This is a genomic window from Bacillus sp. A015 (assembly GCF_053851875.1).
Window position 1 is genome coordinate 60,616 of record NZ_JBSPZB010000010.1, and the last position, 16,489, is coordinate 77,104.

A 16,489-nucleotide genomic window follows, 5' to 3' on the forward strand; every position below is an offset into this window, starting at 1 on the left:
GGCTTCTCCCTTTTACATTTATGCTTGAAACAATGCTTCAATATGACCGATCGCCCAGTCTAAATCTTCTTTTGAAATGGTAAGCGGCGGTGCAAAACGGATCACTGTCTCATGGGTTTCTTTACATAACAGTCCTGCTTGTTTGAGTTTCTCACAATAGGGTCTAGCTGCCTCTGTCAGCTCCATGCCAATAAATAGTCCGCGTCCGCGTACTTCCCTAATGACAGGGCTTTGAATGCGTGACAGTTTGTCTTTTAAGTATTGGCCAAGCTCCATGGAACGCTCTGCAAGCTTCTCGTCGATTAAGACGTCCAGTGCAGCAAGCGACACCGCACACGCAAGAGGATTTCCGCCAAAGGTAGACCCATGAGACCCGGGGTTAAACACGCCTAAAATATCGCGGTTTGCCACGACACATGAAATCGGGAATACTCCGCCGCCTAATGCCTTGCCGAGGATCAGCATATCAGGCTCAATTTCTTCCCAGTCGCAAGCAAACATCCTGCCTGTCCGCGCTAATCCCACTTGAATTTCATCTGCAATGAATAACACATTTTCCTTTTCACATAGCGCCTTCGCTTCTTTCAAGAAGCCCTCTGGCGGCATGACAATGCCCGCTTCACCTTGAATCGGCTCAATGAGAAAAGCCGCTGTTTGTGGCGTAATGGCTTCACGTAACGCCTCAATATCTCCGTAAGAAATGAGCTTGATTCCCGGAAGCATCGGCCCGAAACCTCTTTGATATTCTGCTTCAGAAGAAAGAGACACAGCCGTCATCGTTCGGCCATGAAAATTTCCGACACAAGCAATGATTTCCGCCCGATTCCCTTTGATTCCTTTGATGTCATATCCCCAGCGTCTCGCTGCTTTTACAGCCGTCTCCACAGCCTCCGCTCCTGTATTCATCGGCAATGCCATGTCTTTATTTGTCAGTTTACAAATTTTCTCATACCAAGGACCAAGCTGATCATTATGAAAAGCCCTCGAGGTGAGCGTCACGCGGTCTGCCTGTTTTTTGAGCGCATCAATAATGCGGGGATGGCGATGTCCTTGGTTCACTGCGGAATACGCACTCAGCATATCCATGTATCGATTGCCTTCAGGGTCAGTCACCCATACTCCCTCAGCCTCTGAAATCACAATTGGCAGTGGATGATAGTTCGCAGCACCGTATTGCTCTGTTTGTTGAATCAATTCATTTGTCTGTGTCATTGTATAATCCTCCTTCTATAAGCTTGCTTCTTTTCACTCGGTTCATCTTCACTCATATGTTATGCAAGGATCGTGCCAACTTTCTGATCGCTTCATCACTAGGTTTGAGCAGATTTTTCACGCAAAATATTTTTGCATATGCCAATTTTTTTAGAGGAAACCGCAAAATTTTTCATGTAAAATGGAGTTAAGGTCTGGAGGTGGCGCAAGTGAAAAAAGATCATCATACCGCAAAGCTGGAAAATGAGATTGATTTGTATAAACAAATGCTCGATTTAATTGATGTCGGGGTCCACGCCATTGACGAGAATGGGAATACTGTTGTTTATAATAAAAAAATGATGGAAATTGAATCTTTGAAACGTTCTGATGTGCTCCATAAAAATGTACTCGACTTCTTCGCCTTTCAAGACGAGATGCACAGTACGCTTGTCCAAGCGCTGCGTACTGGGAAACAAACTGTTCATGCTAAACAGACGTATCATAATTACAACGGAAAAGAAATCACAACGATTAACCATACCTATCCGCTCGTTCGAGACGGTCTCATTCAAGGCGCGGTTGAAATTTCAAATGATGTGACCAAGCTGGAACGGCTGATTCACCACAATATGAAGCAAAAAGGAAACACACGTTTTACATTTGATTCAATCATTGGAAAAAGCCCGGCATTTTTAGAAGTGATTGAGCATGCCAAACGAGCTACACGCACCTCTTCCTATGTGCTCATTGTTGGCGAAACAGGGACAGGAAAAGAACTATTTGCTCAAAGCATTCATAACGGCAGCAGCCGTTCATCTGGACCATTTATTACCCAGAATTGTGCGGCACTGCCTGATAACCTCATTGAAAGCCTGCTTTTCGGTACGCAAAAAGGTGCTTTTACAGGTGCAACGGATCAGCCCGGTTTATTCGAACAGGCACAGGGAGGGACACTGCTTTTAGATGAGATCAATTCCTTAAACCCTGCTCTTCAGGCGAAACTACTGCGCGTATTGCAGGAGAAAAGCGTGAGAAGGTTAGGCAGCACAAAAGAAATCGCCGTTGATGTGAGAGTTATTGCTAATATGAATGAGGACCCGGTGGATGCGATCGCAGGTGGACGCATGCGAAAGGATTTATTTTATCGATTAGGCATTGTCACCTTATTTATCCCGCCACTTTCTGAGCGAAAAGAAGACATTCCTACGTTTGTCAGTCATTTTATTCAAAAATATAATGAGCTGTTTCAAATGAATGTGAAGGCGGCTGACGAAGAGGTGCTTGCCCTTTTTCAAGCCTATGATTGGCCAGGGAATGTAAGAGAGCTGGAGCATGTGATTGAGGCTGGGATGAATATGATGATGGATGAAGTATATTTAAGCTTGCATCACCTTCCCTATCATTTCAGGTTCAAGCATGGGGAAGGTCGTCCTGCTGCACAATTGCAGGCGAAGCCATTGCAGAAAACAGCGGCAGCTGACACATATGTCTACACAAGTCCAGAGCATACGCCTGATTTTCAAACCCAAATGGAGCGATTTGAAAAACAATACATCGTCCATTACTTAGAAAAAATGGACGACAATATTTCACAGACTGCAAAGGTTTTGGGCATGAGCAGGCAAAGTCTGCAATATCGAATGAAAAAGCTACATATTTCTCGTCAATAATAGAGCTGTGCCCTCATTCGGCACAGCTTCAGCATGTAGACAAACCCTCGCATTTGGTGTCAGTCCTGCGTGCCGGTGCTCACGAATCTCAAATTCGCTCCGCGCCGGTACTCGTCCTTCCTAGACTGCAAAGGTTTTCTATCACGCTGAAAAGAAGACAAAGGGCTAAAATTAAGTTCATTTTAGCCCTTTGTCAACAATCTGGAGCTGCGCCCTCATTGGGCACAGCTTATTGTGTATCTGACTGCCCTACCGGTTTTTGCAGCACATCACTCAGTAGTCTTTCTACATTTTTCAAATGTGTGAGCATCGCTCTCTCTGCTTCCTCTGGCTGTTTGGCAATACGGCTTGATAAATTTGTTCATGTTCGGCACATGCCAGAAAATGCATGTGCTCCTTTTTAATCATAGCGTTTCCGCAGCGTGGATGACGGAAGATTCATTTGTTCACGATATTTGGCAATGGTTCTGCGTGAGACGCGGATGCCGAAGGTTTGCAGAAGCTGAGTCATGATTTGCTGATCCGAATACGGTTTTTTCTTATTTTCCGTTTGGATCAGCTCGGCGATGTGCGTCTTGACTGTGTAGCTGGATGCCTCTTCTAGCGAATGTCCTTCTAGTTTTGCTTGGAAAAATTGCTTCATTTCCATTAAACCATAAGGGGTTTGCACCATTTTCCCTTTGACAGTCCGGCTGACTGTCGACTCATGCACTTGCAATATATCTGCTATCCGCTTCATCGTAAGCGGTTTCATTTTATGTTTCCCTGTGAGGAAAAAATCAGTCTGATGTAAGATAATCTCACGAACGACATGGGTCATCGTTTGTTTTCTCTGCTTCAGCGCTTGGACAAGCCAATTGTACTGCTGCTCTTTTTCCTTTAAATACGCATATGCTTCATGCCGCTTTTGATCTTGGATCATAGCGAAATAACCTTCATTCATCTCAACGTCAGGAAAAGCACGCTGATTCAGCTCAAATGTGATGTGATCCTGCATCACCGTGATATACACATCGGGCTCTATATACACATGCTGTTCTTCATATGAGAAATGAAGACCTGGTCTTGGTTCAAGCAGTGAGACATCATCTTGTATCGCTTGAAGTGTTTTCATTGAAATGCCTGTTTTTGCCGCAATCTCCTTCCAGGCCTTTCTTGCAAAAAGAAAGAAATGCTCTTCGATGATCAGCTCAGCTTCATACCAGCGCTCCTTTTTTCTTCTAAGCTGAAGCAGGATGCACTCTTGCAATGATCTTGCGCCAATACCGGCAGGCTCTAATGATTGAAGCTGGTGAAGAACGGCTTCTACTTCTTCCGCCGAAACCTCTAAAACAGCGGCCATTGCATCAACCGGTTCATTTAGATAGCCATTTGAATCAATGGACTCAATCATAAAGTGAAAGATCCTTTCATTTCTTTCACTTAAGGTCAAATCAATTGCCTGTCTTTTCAAAACCATTTGCAGGCTTTCTTTTTGATGCGTACGATACGGCTCTGTCATTCGATCTCGTGATCTTTTATGATAAACTGGTTGATAGCTGTCCGTGTCTTTCCGCTCAATCAGAGGGTTCTCAAGCGCTAACTGGTCAAGATACTCGCCCAGCTCTGTGCAATTCAATTGCAGCAGTGTAATGGCCTGCCTGAGTTCTTGTGTGAGCACCTGCTTTAATACCTGTTCTTGTTGCAGTTTAAGGCTCATTGTCTCCCCTCCCTCTCATCATTTTACATGAAGATTGACGGACCGTATATACGAAATAGGAGTGATTGCCATGTCTGAACTTTTTTCCGTTCCATACTTTGTTGACAACTTGAAACAGCATATCGCCATGAATCAAAATGAAGACAAGGTTCATGCAATGAATGCATACTACCGCTCAGTGGTTTCTACACTTGTTCAGGACCAGCTGACCAAAAATGCTGTCGTATTGAAGCGAATTCAGCATCTTGATGAAGCCTATCAAAAGGTGAAAAAAGAAAGCGAATGAATGGACGAAAAGGAGCACCCTTTGTCACGATTGCAAAGGGTGTTTGTCATGTATGAATAGTTTCTGATCCAGCTTTGATTTGTACATCATCAAAAAGCCAGACCGTCCTACAGTATAGATGATAAAGGCAAACCAGAGTCCATGATTGTGCCAAATTGGCGTGACCGCTGCTTGGACAACCACAAACAAGATCATCGCAAACAGCATCGAATTTCTGATAGGGGCAATTTCTGTCGCACCTGTAAATACACCGTAAATCACCAAGCCAAAACAAGCAGCAAACGGATAAAGAACAAGCCAATCTGCATAGCGCAATGTGACGTCAAGCAGCTGAGGAAGATTCGTAAACAAGCTCAAAATCGGCTCTTTTAGTAGAAAATAACTCGCCGCAATGACACACGCCATCACAAGTGCCCACTGCCTTGAAAGGGTCAATGTTTTTTCATAGAGAGTCCGGTCATTTGCACCAACTGATCTGCCAACAAGAATGCTGGACGCATTGGCAAAACCATCGAACAAATAAGCCATGATGTAGTGTATTTGAAATAAGATCGCATTAGCCGCAAGCAGCTCTGTTCCAAAAGAAGCACCTTTTGCAGTGAACATGTTAATCACCACAAGCAGACAGATCGTCCGAATAAACAAATCTTTATTGACATGAAACATTTTCTGCACTGCCTGTGTGTCCATGATCTTCTTAACAGAAGGCATCCGGAACCCGTTTGACGTATGCTTCATCATGATCCATGTTCCTAGCACAAAAGCGGTTAATTCAGAAATCAATGTTGCAGCCGCCACACCTTTCACTGCAAAGGAAAACACATGAACAAGCAGAAATGCGAGAGCCATATTCATGACATTGATCAAAATTTGTAAAGATAGGGCTTCTTTCATTTTTGCCATCCCCATCAGCCAGCCCAATATGACATAATTCATCAAGGTAAATGGCGCTCCCCAAATGCGAATATGAAAATAGTCTGCTGCAAATTGACGGACATCAGCAGCAGGAGAGATCACCAAAAAAGCGGATTGAATAATGGGCCACTGGAGGGCAATAAAACAAAGCCCGACCATGATGGCGACCAAAAAAGGCCTTAGAAAAGCAAGAACGCTCTGCTCCTCGCTCTGTGCTCCATTTGCCTGGGCGGCAAAGGCAGATGTACTCACCCGCAAAAAACCAAACAGCCAATATAATGTACTGAAAATGAGACTGCCGACTGCGACGCCTCCAATATAAGCGGGATTGGCGAGCTGACCGACAACTGCTGTATCGACAGCACCGAGTAATGGAGTGGTCATCGTTGAAATTGTTAAAGGAATGGCTAGAGCTAAATACGCTCGATGGTTCACGATACCACCTGCCTTTCATGAAAAATAGCCTCTCCTAAAAGAGGCGTTGATTGAATGAATCAAATTGAACGAACCGGTCTGCCAATCGTTCGTGACAAAGGATGGTCTGCGAGCATCGCATCTCTCATTTTCAGAATAGCTTCCTTTTCTGATAAAAAGAAATCATCCTTTGATTGAAATTGGGCGACAAGCTCTCCTTGATCAAGAATCGCCAATTGATCACTTAAGTGATAGGCTGCTGTCATATCATGTGTAATAAATAAGTAAGCCAGTCCCAGCTCTTTCTTTAATTCTACTAATAAATCTAAAATGACAGCCTGTGTGACCATATCTAAGCTGCTGACGGATTCATCGAGCACAATCAGCTTTGGCTGTAGCAATAATGCTCTTGCGATGTTGATCCTTTGCAGCTGTCCGCCACTGAATTGATGCGGATACTTAGACAAATCCTTTTCACTGAGTCCCACTCTTTCCAGCCAGTGGATCAGCACTTTCTTGCGTTCTTTACGGGTCAGTGTTTCATAGTTTTCAAGCGGCTCAGATAAAATTTGTTCGACTGTCCACCTTGGATTCATGGCCGAATATGAATCTTGAAACACCGCTTGCACATGCCGGCGAAAGTGTTTACGTGTTCGCTGATCTGCGCGGTATACATCCTGACCTTCAAAAAGAACCTGACCGGCACTCGGCTTCTCTAGTCCAAGTATGATGTTGCCAAGTGTACTTTTCCCTGCGCCACTTTGCCCTAGTAACCCAAGGCAAGTACCTTCTTCAATGGTCAAATGGACGCTTTTCAGGACAGGAGCTGCGTCTTTTTTTCTCATAAGAAACGATCGGCTGTTGTATGCATGACTGACTGCTTTCACTTCTAATAAATGCAAGGGCCTTCTCACCTCAAATCGGGCAAACAGCTGGAATGGATGGACGAGCTGCTAATAGTTTCTTTGTATAATCATGCTTTGGATTTTCAAAAAGCTCAAGAACTTCTGCCTTTTCAACAATTTCTCCTTTTCTCATGACCACAACCTGATCTGCCATTTCTGCAATGACACCAAGATCATGGGTAATCAGTAAAATGGCCGTTCCATAGTCATGACGAATTTGGTTCAGATGCTGGAGCACCAGCTTCTGATTGTGTACATCTAAAGCGGTTGTTGGTTCATCTGCAATGATGAGAGGCGGATGCATACAGGCAGCCATGGCAATCATGACACGCTGCAGCATGCCGCCGCTTAATTCAAAGGGATACTTGTTTAGCAGTTGGTCTGGTTGAGGCAGATTCATTTGCGCTAACGCATCGATCACCTGCGCCCGTGCCTGCCTTTTACTGACAGCTGTATGCCGGCGAATGGTTTCAATCAGCTGATGACCGATCGTCCATACCGGCGTAAAACTGTTCATTGGATTTTGCATAATATACGAGATGTCTTTGCCTCGAATAGAGCGCATATCCTTTTCACTCACACCGATCAATTCCCGTCCCTGCAATGTGATACTGCCAGTGACTTCAGTTGTTTTCCGGTCGAGCATGTTTAAGATCGACATACTTGTCACCGTTTTCCCGCAGCCGCTCTCACCAATTAATCCAACGATTTGACCGCGCCCTACTTCAAACGATACGTCCTGAATAAGAGGGATTGTCCCTTGAGACGTTTTCGTATGCACATGCAGGTTGTCTATTTGTAAAATGGACTCTTCCAAATTGCTCATTCCTTTAAACACGACGTTTGATGCCATATTTCTCTGAAAGGGCTTCTCCCAGTAAATTAAACAGAACCACCACAGCCATGATTACAAGACCTGGGTAAAGCATCAGTTGAGGATTTGTTTGAATGTACGACTTCCCTTCATGGATCATCGCTCCCCATTCAGGCATAGGAGGCTGAACCCCCAAGCCGAGAAAAGACATCGCAGAAATGTCCATAATCGCCCAGCCCATTTCGAGTGTGCCAATCACTGCTAAAGGCGGTAGAACATTGGGAATCATATGCTTTCTCATGATGTTCCAGTGTGAAGTTCCACTGATCTTCGCAGCTGCAATAAAATTCTGTTCTTTTAAACTGAGCACCATCCCTCGAAAGACGCGGGCGTAATACACCCATTGCACAAGCATCAAGGCAAGCACTACTTGAGAAAGCCCCGGACCAAAGATGCCCACTAGCCCAAGGATCAGCACCAAGTTCGGGAAAGCCATGACCCCGTCGCAAATTCTCATTAAGACGTGATCGATCCAGCCGCCTTGATACCCAGAAAACAAACCAACGATTAATCCAATCAATAAAGAAGAGAGAAAGATTAATAATGCACAGCCTAACGAAATACGCGCACCATATAAAATACGAGATAAATTGCATCGTCCTAATTGATCTGTCCCAAGAGGATACTCCCACGAAGAGCCCTTTAGCTTCATGGCAAGATTGACAGCCGACGGATCATGTGGAGCGATCCATGGTGCACATACTGTCACAATCAGGAGGAGACCGAGCAGCAAAACGCAGATCGAGATCATCTTTTGATGATAGAAGAAATGTTGTACTTTTGTCATCATTGCTGGCGGCCTTCCTTTCTAGAAATACGGGGGTCAATGATCAGCTGAAGCAGGTCAACAATCAAACTGCTCAAAATAAAGATACATGCTGCCATCAACACATAGAATTGAATGACTGGCAGATCCCGGTTAAAGATCGCTTCAATAAAAAAGCGTCCAAACCCCGGCCATGAAAAAACCGCCTCGACAATAATGGTTCCTGTCAGCAGCTTGCCAAGATTCACACCAAGTCCTGTCAGCATCGGCGAAATCGCGATTCTGAATACATGCTTGAACATGATCGACTGTTCCTTTAATCCTCTGATTCTCGCATATTGAACGAATGGCTCTTGAAGCGCCTCACTCACACTTGACCGTAATAACCTCGTATACATCGCAATTAAAGGCACTGCCAGTGTGATTGATGGCAGGATGAGATGCTCCCACGTCCCAACACCTTCAACCGGTAAGAGATCGAGCTTCACGGAAAAAAAGAAGATGAGCAAATACCCCAAGACAAATGTCGGGATAGATGCTCCTAAGAAAGAAATGAGCCGGCTCATATGATCAACGACGCCATTTTTTCTCATGCCGCTGAAAAAGCCTAACGGAATGCTGACACAAATAGCGAGCAGCAGACTGGTGAACGCCAATTGAATGGTCACCGGTATTCTATAGATGACCTCATCGAGCACAGGCTGATTCGACATATACGACCGGCCAAAATCAAGGCGAATGACTTTTTCAATGGTATGAAGATACTGCATATAAAACGGTTCATCTAAGCCAAATTCACTTCTTTTTTGCGCTAATATTTCATCATTAGGCTGAATATGAGCCGCTGCTAAATATGCCTCAGCCGGATCAACTGGCGAAAGGTGAATCATACCAGTTGTGAAAAGTGTGGCTAATAGAAATACAGGGATGATTGAAAGCATTCGTTTGATGATATAGCGGCCCATTTCCTTACCTTCCTTCTATTACTTGAGCTTGATGCCTGTGAAAGGATGTTCATCTCGATTCGCAGGGAACTCAAAGTCCTTCACATCTTTTTGATAAACGGCTGTCTTTTTAAAATAAGAGATTGGCACAATCGCCCCTTGATCTTGCAAAGAAGATAAGACCGACGAATAAAGAGCTTTGCGTTTGTTTTCATTTGTTGTTGACGGAATTTCTTTCATTTCTCTGATCAGCTTTTCCTTATTTGGATACGCTGAGATGGTTTCTTTGAAGCCATAACCATCTGATGAGACAACGTTCATAAATGTATGCGGATCATACGGCGCTCCGTAGTTGCTAAAGAAGTTCATATCAAATTTGTTGGCTTTAAAGCGTTGAACCTGCGTCGCAAGCTCTACGCCTTCAAGTTTGACGCCAACGCCAATGGCTGCCCATTCTGCCTGCAGCGTCTCAGCCATCGCTTTTTGAATCGATTCTGCTGAATCATACATCATACTAAATTCAAGCGCTTTTCCATCCTTTTCACGAACGGATTTCCCTTTTGGAAGTGTCCAGCCCGCTTCATCTAGCAATGCTTTTGCTTTGTCCACATCATATTGGAAAGACTTCACCTTAATATTGGACGTATAGGGCATGTTTGTCGGCAAAATGTGATCTGCTTCGTCCTCTAAGCCAGAGGTTACACCTTCTACCATTGCCTTCTTATTGATGGCATACTGAAGAGCATGACGCACTTTTTCATCTGACAACTGATCCACTTTTGTATTCATCACAAGCTGTCTCGTTGCAACAGGCTCTGACATGTTCGTTTCATACTTGCCGCTCGCCTCTAGTTGTTTATAGGCATCAAGGCTGATCGTTCCTTCTCCATAAAGTAAATCCACATCGCCTTTTTCAAATGCCATCACTCTCGTTTCAGCATCTGGGATGACCTTCACCTTGATTTCCTTGACCTTTGGTTTCTCTCCCCAATAATGATCATTTCGTTCAAAAATCGCATAGTCATCTTTTTTATACGTTTTTAATACCCAAGGGCCTGTGCCCACTGGTTTTTCGATTCCTTTTGACGTATCTCCGTTTTTAGGAAAGCCTGCTTCGCCTAAGAAACGAACCGGACGGACGACTGCTAATTCTTGAACAGTTGGATAATAAGGCTCTGTTAATGTGAGTTTAAATGTTTTCTTGTCTACTGCTTCTGTCTTTTTGATTTTTTTAATAACACCTAACCAGCTATGTACATCTTTGTTTTTTAAAATCGTATCAAAGTTCTTTTTGACAATGCCCGCGTTAAAATCAGATCCATCTGAGAATGTCACATTGTCTCTTAGATGGAACGTATACACCTTGCCATCCTTTGAAACATCCCATGATTTCGCTAATTCAGGTTTTAGCTTACCATTCTTTTGGTAGCTGACCAATGGCTCATAAATCATTGATTGCGCAAACAATTGTGATGGGTTGTATACGTGCGGATTCATTTCGCCAATATCTCTCGGCCATGCCATTGTGATCATGTCAGGATGATCCTTCTTTCCACCTGCTCCATTGTTTGCTTGAGAGCAGCCTACTAGTAAGAAGATCAGTAGGAATGTAAATACTGTATTTATTTTAATTTTCGGAAAATTATTCCAAATAGACATAAGTTGCTCCTCCTAATTGATGTTGATAATCATTTTCATTTTAAGGAGGAAGCACACCGTTGTCAAGATCATATTTGAAACGATATAACAATACAATTTCCTTTATATTCTATAAATTGATGAATTTAATAAAAAGAGAGGCAGGCTGCTTATGAACGAGCAGCCTGTGAAGAGGTGGATGTTTTTTCTCGCAGGACGTCACGCAGTGTGTCAATGATACGCTCCTGTTCTACTTCTGTCATGCTTGTTCCAGATGGCAGACAAAGACCCGTCTCAAATAATAACTCGGATTCAGGGGTCCCTTTGGCGGCTGTATAAAATGGATAATCACGAAAGAGCGGCTGCTGATGCAGCGGCTTCCATACACGCCGAGCTTCGATCTGTTCTTTTTCTAACGCAGCCATGATGTCTACTGGAGAAATCGGCGCATCACGATCAATGGTCAATGTCGTTAGCCAGCGGTTGGACTTGGTTTCTTGATATTCTGGCATAAAATGAAGACCTTCTACTTCGGATAACGCGTCCTGATAACGCTGGAAAATGCGGCGCTTTTGTTCAACACGCTCGTCCAATACTTCCATCTGGGCAATCCCGACACCTGCTAGCAGGTTGCTCATGCGGTAGTTGTACCCCATCTCTTGATGCTCATAATGCATGGCTCGCTCTCTTGCCTGTGAAGCTAGAAAGCGGCAGCGTTCGATCGCAGCTTCATCATCACTCACAAGCATTCCGCCCCCAGATGTTGTAATGATTTTATTTCCATTAAAAGAATAGACGCCAAACCTGCCCATTGAGCCGCTTTTTCTTCCTTTATACAGAGCGCCTAACGATTCAGCCGCATCTTCAATGATCGGCACATCATACGCTTCACACAATGCCACGATGTCGTCCATTTTCGCGCTTTGTCCGTATAAATGAACGACAATGACCGCGCGGGGGGTTTTTCCAAGACGTTTTGCTTCGACAAAGGCTTTCTCTAAAGCAAGCGGGCACATATTCCATGTCTCCCTTTCAGAATCAATAAAAACGGGCGTGGCTTGTTCATATAAAATAGGGTTTGCACTTGCAACAAATGTGAGGGTGGAGCAAAAGACAACGTCCCCTTTTTGAACGCCAATAAGCTTTAAGGCGAGGTGAATCGCTGCTGTCCCTGAAGATAAAGCCGCTCCCCCCTTCACCCCTGCATAGCCTGCGACCACTTGCTCAAATTCATTCACAAGAGGTCCCAGCGGCGCAATCCAATTGCTCTTGAACGCTTCCTCTATTTTCATATACTCCTTTCCGCTCATATGAGGAGGAGATAAGTAGATTCGCTTTCTTTCTTTCATGATTTCCCACCTTCTCTCCGATCTTTGATCTCAATTGCAGGAACTCCTACAGCGACCTTCTGATCCTGTATATCTCTGGTCACGGCCGCTCCTGCGCCAATGACTGTCCAGCTTCCAATCGATGTACCGGGTGTCACAACGGCACCTGCCCCAATATGGGCACCCTCACGCGTGGAAACACAGCCAGTAAGGACTGCTCCTGGTGAAAGGTGCACAAACGATTCGAGTAAGCAATCGTGCTCTACGATAGCCCCTGTGTTGATAATCGCATGTTCACCGACGACTGCATCTGCTTGAACAACAGCCCTTGCCATCACCACAGTTCCCCTTCCGATCGCAGCTGATGGGCTAATGACCGCCTCTGGATGAATGAGTGTGGCAAACGCCATGTTTTCAAACGTCAAACGTTCCTTTACCATCTGTCGGATCTCATTTTGTCCAATGGCAATCAGCCATTTCGTATGAGGTATTTTCTCTCTCAGCTGCTGACTCATGGAGATCGGTCCATACAGAATGCCATTTTGAGTGGCAGCCTCTTCAAATTGATCGTCTAATACGGCACACAATGAGTAATCAGGATGCGCAAAAATCAAGTCCTGAATGACTTTACTATGCCCGCCAGCCCCAATTACACCAATGGTTTGCTCTTTACGTATCGGTTCCTTTGAATTTTTCAGCTGTGGCATGATGCGGCTGCTGCACCCCCTCTGTTTTGATCACTTTCAGCAAGGTCATCCATAAAATTTTCATATCAAGCCAAAACGATTGATGCTCGACATACCAGAGGTCATAGGTGAATTTCTCCTCCCAGGAGATCGTGTTCCTTCCATTCACCTGTGCCCATCCAGTGATGCCAGGCTTCACAAGATGACGCCTTGCTTGCTGCTCTGTATACATTGGTAAATACTCCATCAAAAGGGGTCTTGGCCCAACGAGACTGAGCTCTCCTTTCAGCACATTGACTAGCTGCGGCAATTCATCGAGACTGAGCTTGCGAATCAAGGCGCCGGTTTTTGTTAATCGAAGATGATCTGGTAGCAGTACGCCATGTTCGTCGCGTTCATCGGTCATTGTCCGAAATTTATACAGCATAAATGGCCGGCCATACAGACCAGGCCGCTTCTGCCGAAACAACACAGGCGTCCCAATTTTCCACCGAATAAGCCCATAAATCAGAAGAAACAGAAGGCTGCCTGCGATGAGCAGCGTCAATGACACCATCACATCTATCATTCTTTTCATCATTAAACCCTCTTTTCTCACTAGCGGGAGACCGCTTGTTTTACCTTACGCACCAGCTGCTTCCGCTCTCGTTTTGTTCCTGCAAATTGATACAAGTAACCCATATAGAGAATGAAACAAAACCCACTGATACAAAATAGCTCCCACCATGAGGTCACGTCATAAATTGCCTGAATCCCTGCACAGATGCCCCAAATCATGAGCGCTCCTGCAAGTGGAACCATCGTATGTTTGTAAAAGATGGTGCGTTTCTGATTCGTGATGGCGGCTGTATAAAATGGCAGAAACACGATATTTTTCATCAATAAAACAAACGCTCCTGCTGATGCAATGCCGTATAAACCAAGCTGAAGCATATGAGTCAATCCATAGGCAAAAAGCACGTTGGATACACCTAATATGAGCGTGACCACCGCTGGAACTTTCAATCGATTAAAAGCGGTCGGCACATATGTCAGTGGTAAAAACATCAACGTCAAACCTAAATAAGCAGCATGAATCATGAGGAGCCATTTCAGCTCCTCAAAGGCTGGTCCAAGCCATAGAAGCATAAGCGGGCCGGCAAGACCTCCTAGGAGTGCGGCTGGGAACGCAACAAATAAACCACTCCACTTAATGGCGTTGGCGGCATATTGAATGAGTCCCTCTTTGTCCTGATTCGAATAGAACCTCGTAATCGTTGGCGCAAACACAACCGCAAGTGTCCCTGCAAGCGTGCGCAATAATAATGGGAATTGTAAAATGGCGGCATACTGGCCAGTCGCTTCCGCACCAATCAGCAAGTTGGTCATCAATAAATCAATTTGTAAAAACAACAAAATCCCCATTTGCTCAAGTGAATGCCATACCCCTGATCGAACAAGAGTGAGACTAGAAGAGAAAGAGACATGCCGCCACTTAAACGAAAACCAAGGAATGAGTTTCTTAAAATAATAGATGCCGATCCCCATAGCCGCTAAGCTCCCAATGACGGCCGCAAGCGGTATATGCCAAATGGCTGGGGTCGTCAATGTAAACAACATCACAATGACAAGCGCCCTGCAAAACATCTGAATGGCCAGCCCAGCACTTGATACATATAACTTGTTCGCATAAAACGGCGCAGCCCCAATACCGGACATGACGAAATTGAGCATAAATAAAAGACCCCCTAAAACAAAGGCGATCTGTGTGTCTTTTACGAGATGAACAGGTACATGAAGCCAATCAACCAGCTGCTGAGACAATAAAAGGCAAAGCAAAAAGAGACTGATTGATAAAAAAATCGAACTGACGAAATAGGAAGCGAGAAAGCGCTGCGCCTTTTCCATCTCTCCCTTATGAGCCGCCACAGAAAAAAAACGCACAACAACAGCACTTAATGAAGCCGTAATGACTGATAAATAGTTGATCATATTTTGCGTAAGATGAATTAAGCCAAATGCTTCTACTCCAAGCGTATGAACAATGTAAGGCGTTAAACAAACAGACATGAGCATCATCAAGACAAACGTCATTAAGTTCGCACTGACATTGTAAAGAAACGCACGATTCATTGTGTTGTCACGCAGCGTCTAAGGGCCTTCATCCAGCTTCCTCTCCCTTTTGATCGCCTGTTTTTATAAGCTGAATCATCGCCTCTTTCACAGCTGTCTCATTTGGTTCTTTTAAAAGGGTTACAAACGGAAGATGCGACACCCATTCATACCCTTCCATCACCTTATGATCAAACGACCTGAGGACAACACATGGTGTATTTGTAATCGCACAAAAGATCATGCCATGCAGCCGATCTGTCACGACGACTTGCGCTTGTCTTAACTCGGTCCACAAGGCTGATAATTCCTCTTTGCGAGTTGTTCGATCGACTCGTTTGCCAATTGTCGTCGTGATGAAACCAACTTGATCATACGTCTCTTTGACATGCTGCTGTAGTTGCTGCCGCTCCTTTTGGGTGAGATACGCTTCCTTATCCTCTCGCAGACAAAGCAGAACCCCTTCACGCTTTTGATCCTTTGATGATTCGTCTAATGTCAGCACCATATCAGGCTGTTTCCACACATCTTTATCAGGAAAATGCTGCTTCATCCATTCATAGGTTGTTTGATCTCTTGCCATAAGGAGCAGTCTCGGGTGACGTTTGTACGTTTGAATGGCGCGCCGTTCTTCTCTTTTCCCTCTTTTTGTTTCTGTGAAATGAACAGTAGCGGGCAGCTGAATCACGGGATAGGACTTGAAGGTGTTCATAATAAATTGCCTTGTCCATTCTTCATACCGGTATAAATCACCCATATTACCCCCACCAATGATACAGATGATGTCCTCCGGGTGCCGCATTCGCTTTAGCGGGCGTGCGAGGCGATACATCTCTCTCATATCCACTTCAATGATTTCATAGGCTGGAAAGTACTTCTTTAAAAAACAATAGCTCGCATAGGCAATGGCATGGTCCCCCAAATTATCATGTGCTGGCAGCAGCGTGAGAATGATTTTTTTCTGATGGCTCATCTCTGGCAGCTTGCGGCGGCTCAGCCTATACTCAAGCGGATATTTGACCTTTAAGAGCAGCCACTCTGCGGCGTGTGCCTTCAATTGCTGTAATGTCAATCTCATC

At 44.6% G+C, this 16,489-nt stretch carries 15 protein-coding genes; 2 read left to right on the top strand and 13 right to left on the bottom strand.

Translation table 11 applies throughout. The features are described from left to right. Positions 1-18: 18 nt before the first annotated feature. The gene (locus ACSLGF_RS10575; RefSeq protein ID WP_456005124.1) at positions 19-1,212 is read right to left on the bottom strand and encodes an ornithine--oxo-acid transaminase; all 1,194 of its coding nucleotides are present in this window, start codon (positions 1,210-1,212) and stop codon (positions 19-21) included. 209 nt (positions 1,213-1,421) lie between these two features. Here ACSLGF_RS10575 and ACSLGF_RS10580 point away from each other — a divergent pair, with 209 nt between their 5' ends. Beyond that, a complete protein-coding gene (locus ACSLGF_RS10580) occupies positions 1,422-2,864 on the top strand; it encodes a sigma-54 interaction domain-containing protein (protein WP_456005126.1) in 1,443 nt (480 codons plus the stop codon). 400 nt (positions 2,865-3,264) lie between these two features. On the opposite strand, the gene rpoN is transcribed toward ACSLGF_RS10580, so the two are convergent. Further along, positions 3,265-4,563: an RNA polymerase factor sigma-54 gene (gene rpoN, locus ACSLGF_RS10585; protein ID WP_456005129.1), complete on the bottom strand. Its 1,299-nt coding sequence runs from the start codon at positions 4,561-4,563 to the stop codon at positions 3,265-3,267. A 70-nt stretch (positions 4,564-4,633) separates the two neighbouring features. Between rpoN and yvfG the strand changes: the two genes are divergently transcribed. Continuing rightward, on the top strand, positions 4,634-4,849 hold the full coding sequence (gene yvfG / locus ACSLGF_RS10590) for a protein YvfG (RefSeq protein ID WP_024423509.1): 216 nt from the start codon (positions 4,634-4,636) through the stop codon (positions 4,847-4,849). Positions 4,850-4,873: 24 nt separating this feature from the next. On the opposite strand, the gene ACSLGF_RS10595 is transcribed toward yvfG, so the two are convergent. The 11 genes from ACSLGF_RS10595 to ACSLGF_RS10645 all read right to left on the bottom strand — a co-directional run bounded on the left by ACSLGF_RS10595 (position 4,874) and on the right by ACSLGF_RS10645 (position 16,488). Then, entirely contained in the window at positions 4,874-6,199 is a 1,326-nt protein-coding gene (locus ACSLGF_RS10595; protein ID WP_456005131.1) for an MATE family efflux transporter, read from the bottom strand. Positions 6,200-6,258: 59 nt separating this feature from the next. Next, positions 6,259-7,080: an ABC transporter ATP-binding protein gene (locus ACSLGF_RS10600; RefSeq protein ID WP_456005133.1), complete on the bottom strand. Its 822-nt coding sequence runs from the start codon at positions 7,078-7,080 to the stop codon at positions 6,259-6,261. Between the two features lie 13 nt (positions 7,081-7,093). After that, on the bottom strand, positions 7,094-7,909 hold the full coding sequence (nikD, locus tag ACSLGF_RS10605) for a nickel import ATP-binding protein NikD (protein ID WP_456005252.1): 816 nt from the start codon (positions 7,907-7,909) through the stop codon (positions 7,094-7,096). A gap of 4 nt (positions 7,910-7,913) precedes the next feature. After that, complete coding sequence (gene nikC / locus ACSLGF_RS10610) at positions 7,914-8,747, bottom strand: nickel ABC transporter permease subunit NikC (protein WP_456005136.1); 834 nt, start codon at positions 8,745-8,747, stop codon at positions 7,914-7,916. Next, positions 8,744-9,688 carry a nickel ABC transporter permease subunit NikB gene (gene nikB / locus ACSLGF_RS10615; protein ID WP_456005139.1) on the bottom strand — a complete coding sequence of 315 codons (945 nt, stop codon included), beginning with the start codon at positions 9,686-9,688 and terminating at the stop codon, positions 8,744-8,746. The genes nikC and nikB overlap by 4 nt, the downstream gene beginning before the upstream one ends. A gap of 18 nt (positions 9,689-9,706) precedes the next feature. Further along, positions 9,707-11,326: a nickel ABC transporter substrate-binding protein gene (nikA, locus tag ACSLGF_RS10620; protein WP_456005141.1), complete on the bottom strand. Its 1,620-nt coding sequence runs from the start codon at positions 11,324-11,326 to the stop codon at positions 9,707-9,709. A 149-nt stretch (positions 11,327-11,475) separates the two neighbouring features. Continuing rightward, a complete protein-coding gene (locus ACSLGF_RS10625; RefSeq protein WP_456005143.1) occupies positions 11,476-12,654 on the bottom strand; it encodes a DegT/DnrJ/EryC1/StrS family aminotransferase in 1,179 nt (392 codons plus the stop codon). After that, entirely contained in the window at positions 12,651-13,340 is a 690-nt protein-coding gene (locus tag ACSLGF_RS10630) for an acetyltransferase (RefSeq protein ID WP_456005146.1), read from the bottom strand. The genes ACSLGF_RS10625 and ACSLGF_RS10630 overlap by 4 nt, the downstream gene beginning before the upstream one ends. Next, entirely contained in the window at positions 13,303-13,896 is a 594-nt protein-coding gene (locus ACSLGF_RS10635; RefSeq protein ID WP_456005148.1) for a sugar transferase, read from the bottom strand. Before ACSLGF_RS10635 ends, ACSLGF_RS10630 begins: the two co-directional genes overlap by 38 nt. A 20-nt stretch (positions 13,897-13,916) precedes the next feature. After that, the gene (locus tag ACSLGF_RS10640; RefSeq protein WP_456005150.1) at positions 13,917-15,431 is read right to left on the bottom strand and encodes an MATE family efflux transporter; all 1,515 of its coding nucleotides are present in this window, start codon (positions 15,429-15,431) and stop codon (positions 13,917-13,919) included. Positions 15,432-15,459: 28 nt separating this feature from the next. Next, positions 15,460-16,488, bottom strand: coding sequence for a polysaccharide pyruvyl transferase family protein (locus ACSLGF_RS10645; RefSeq protein ID WP_456005152.1), 1,029 nt, complete (start codon positions 16,486-16,488; stop codon positions 15,460-15,462). Between the last annotated feature and the right edge of the window lies 1 nt (position 16,489).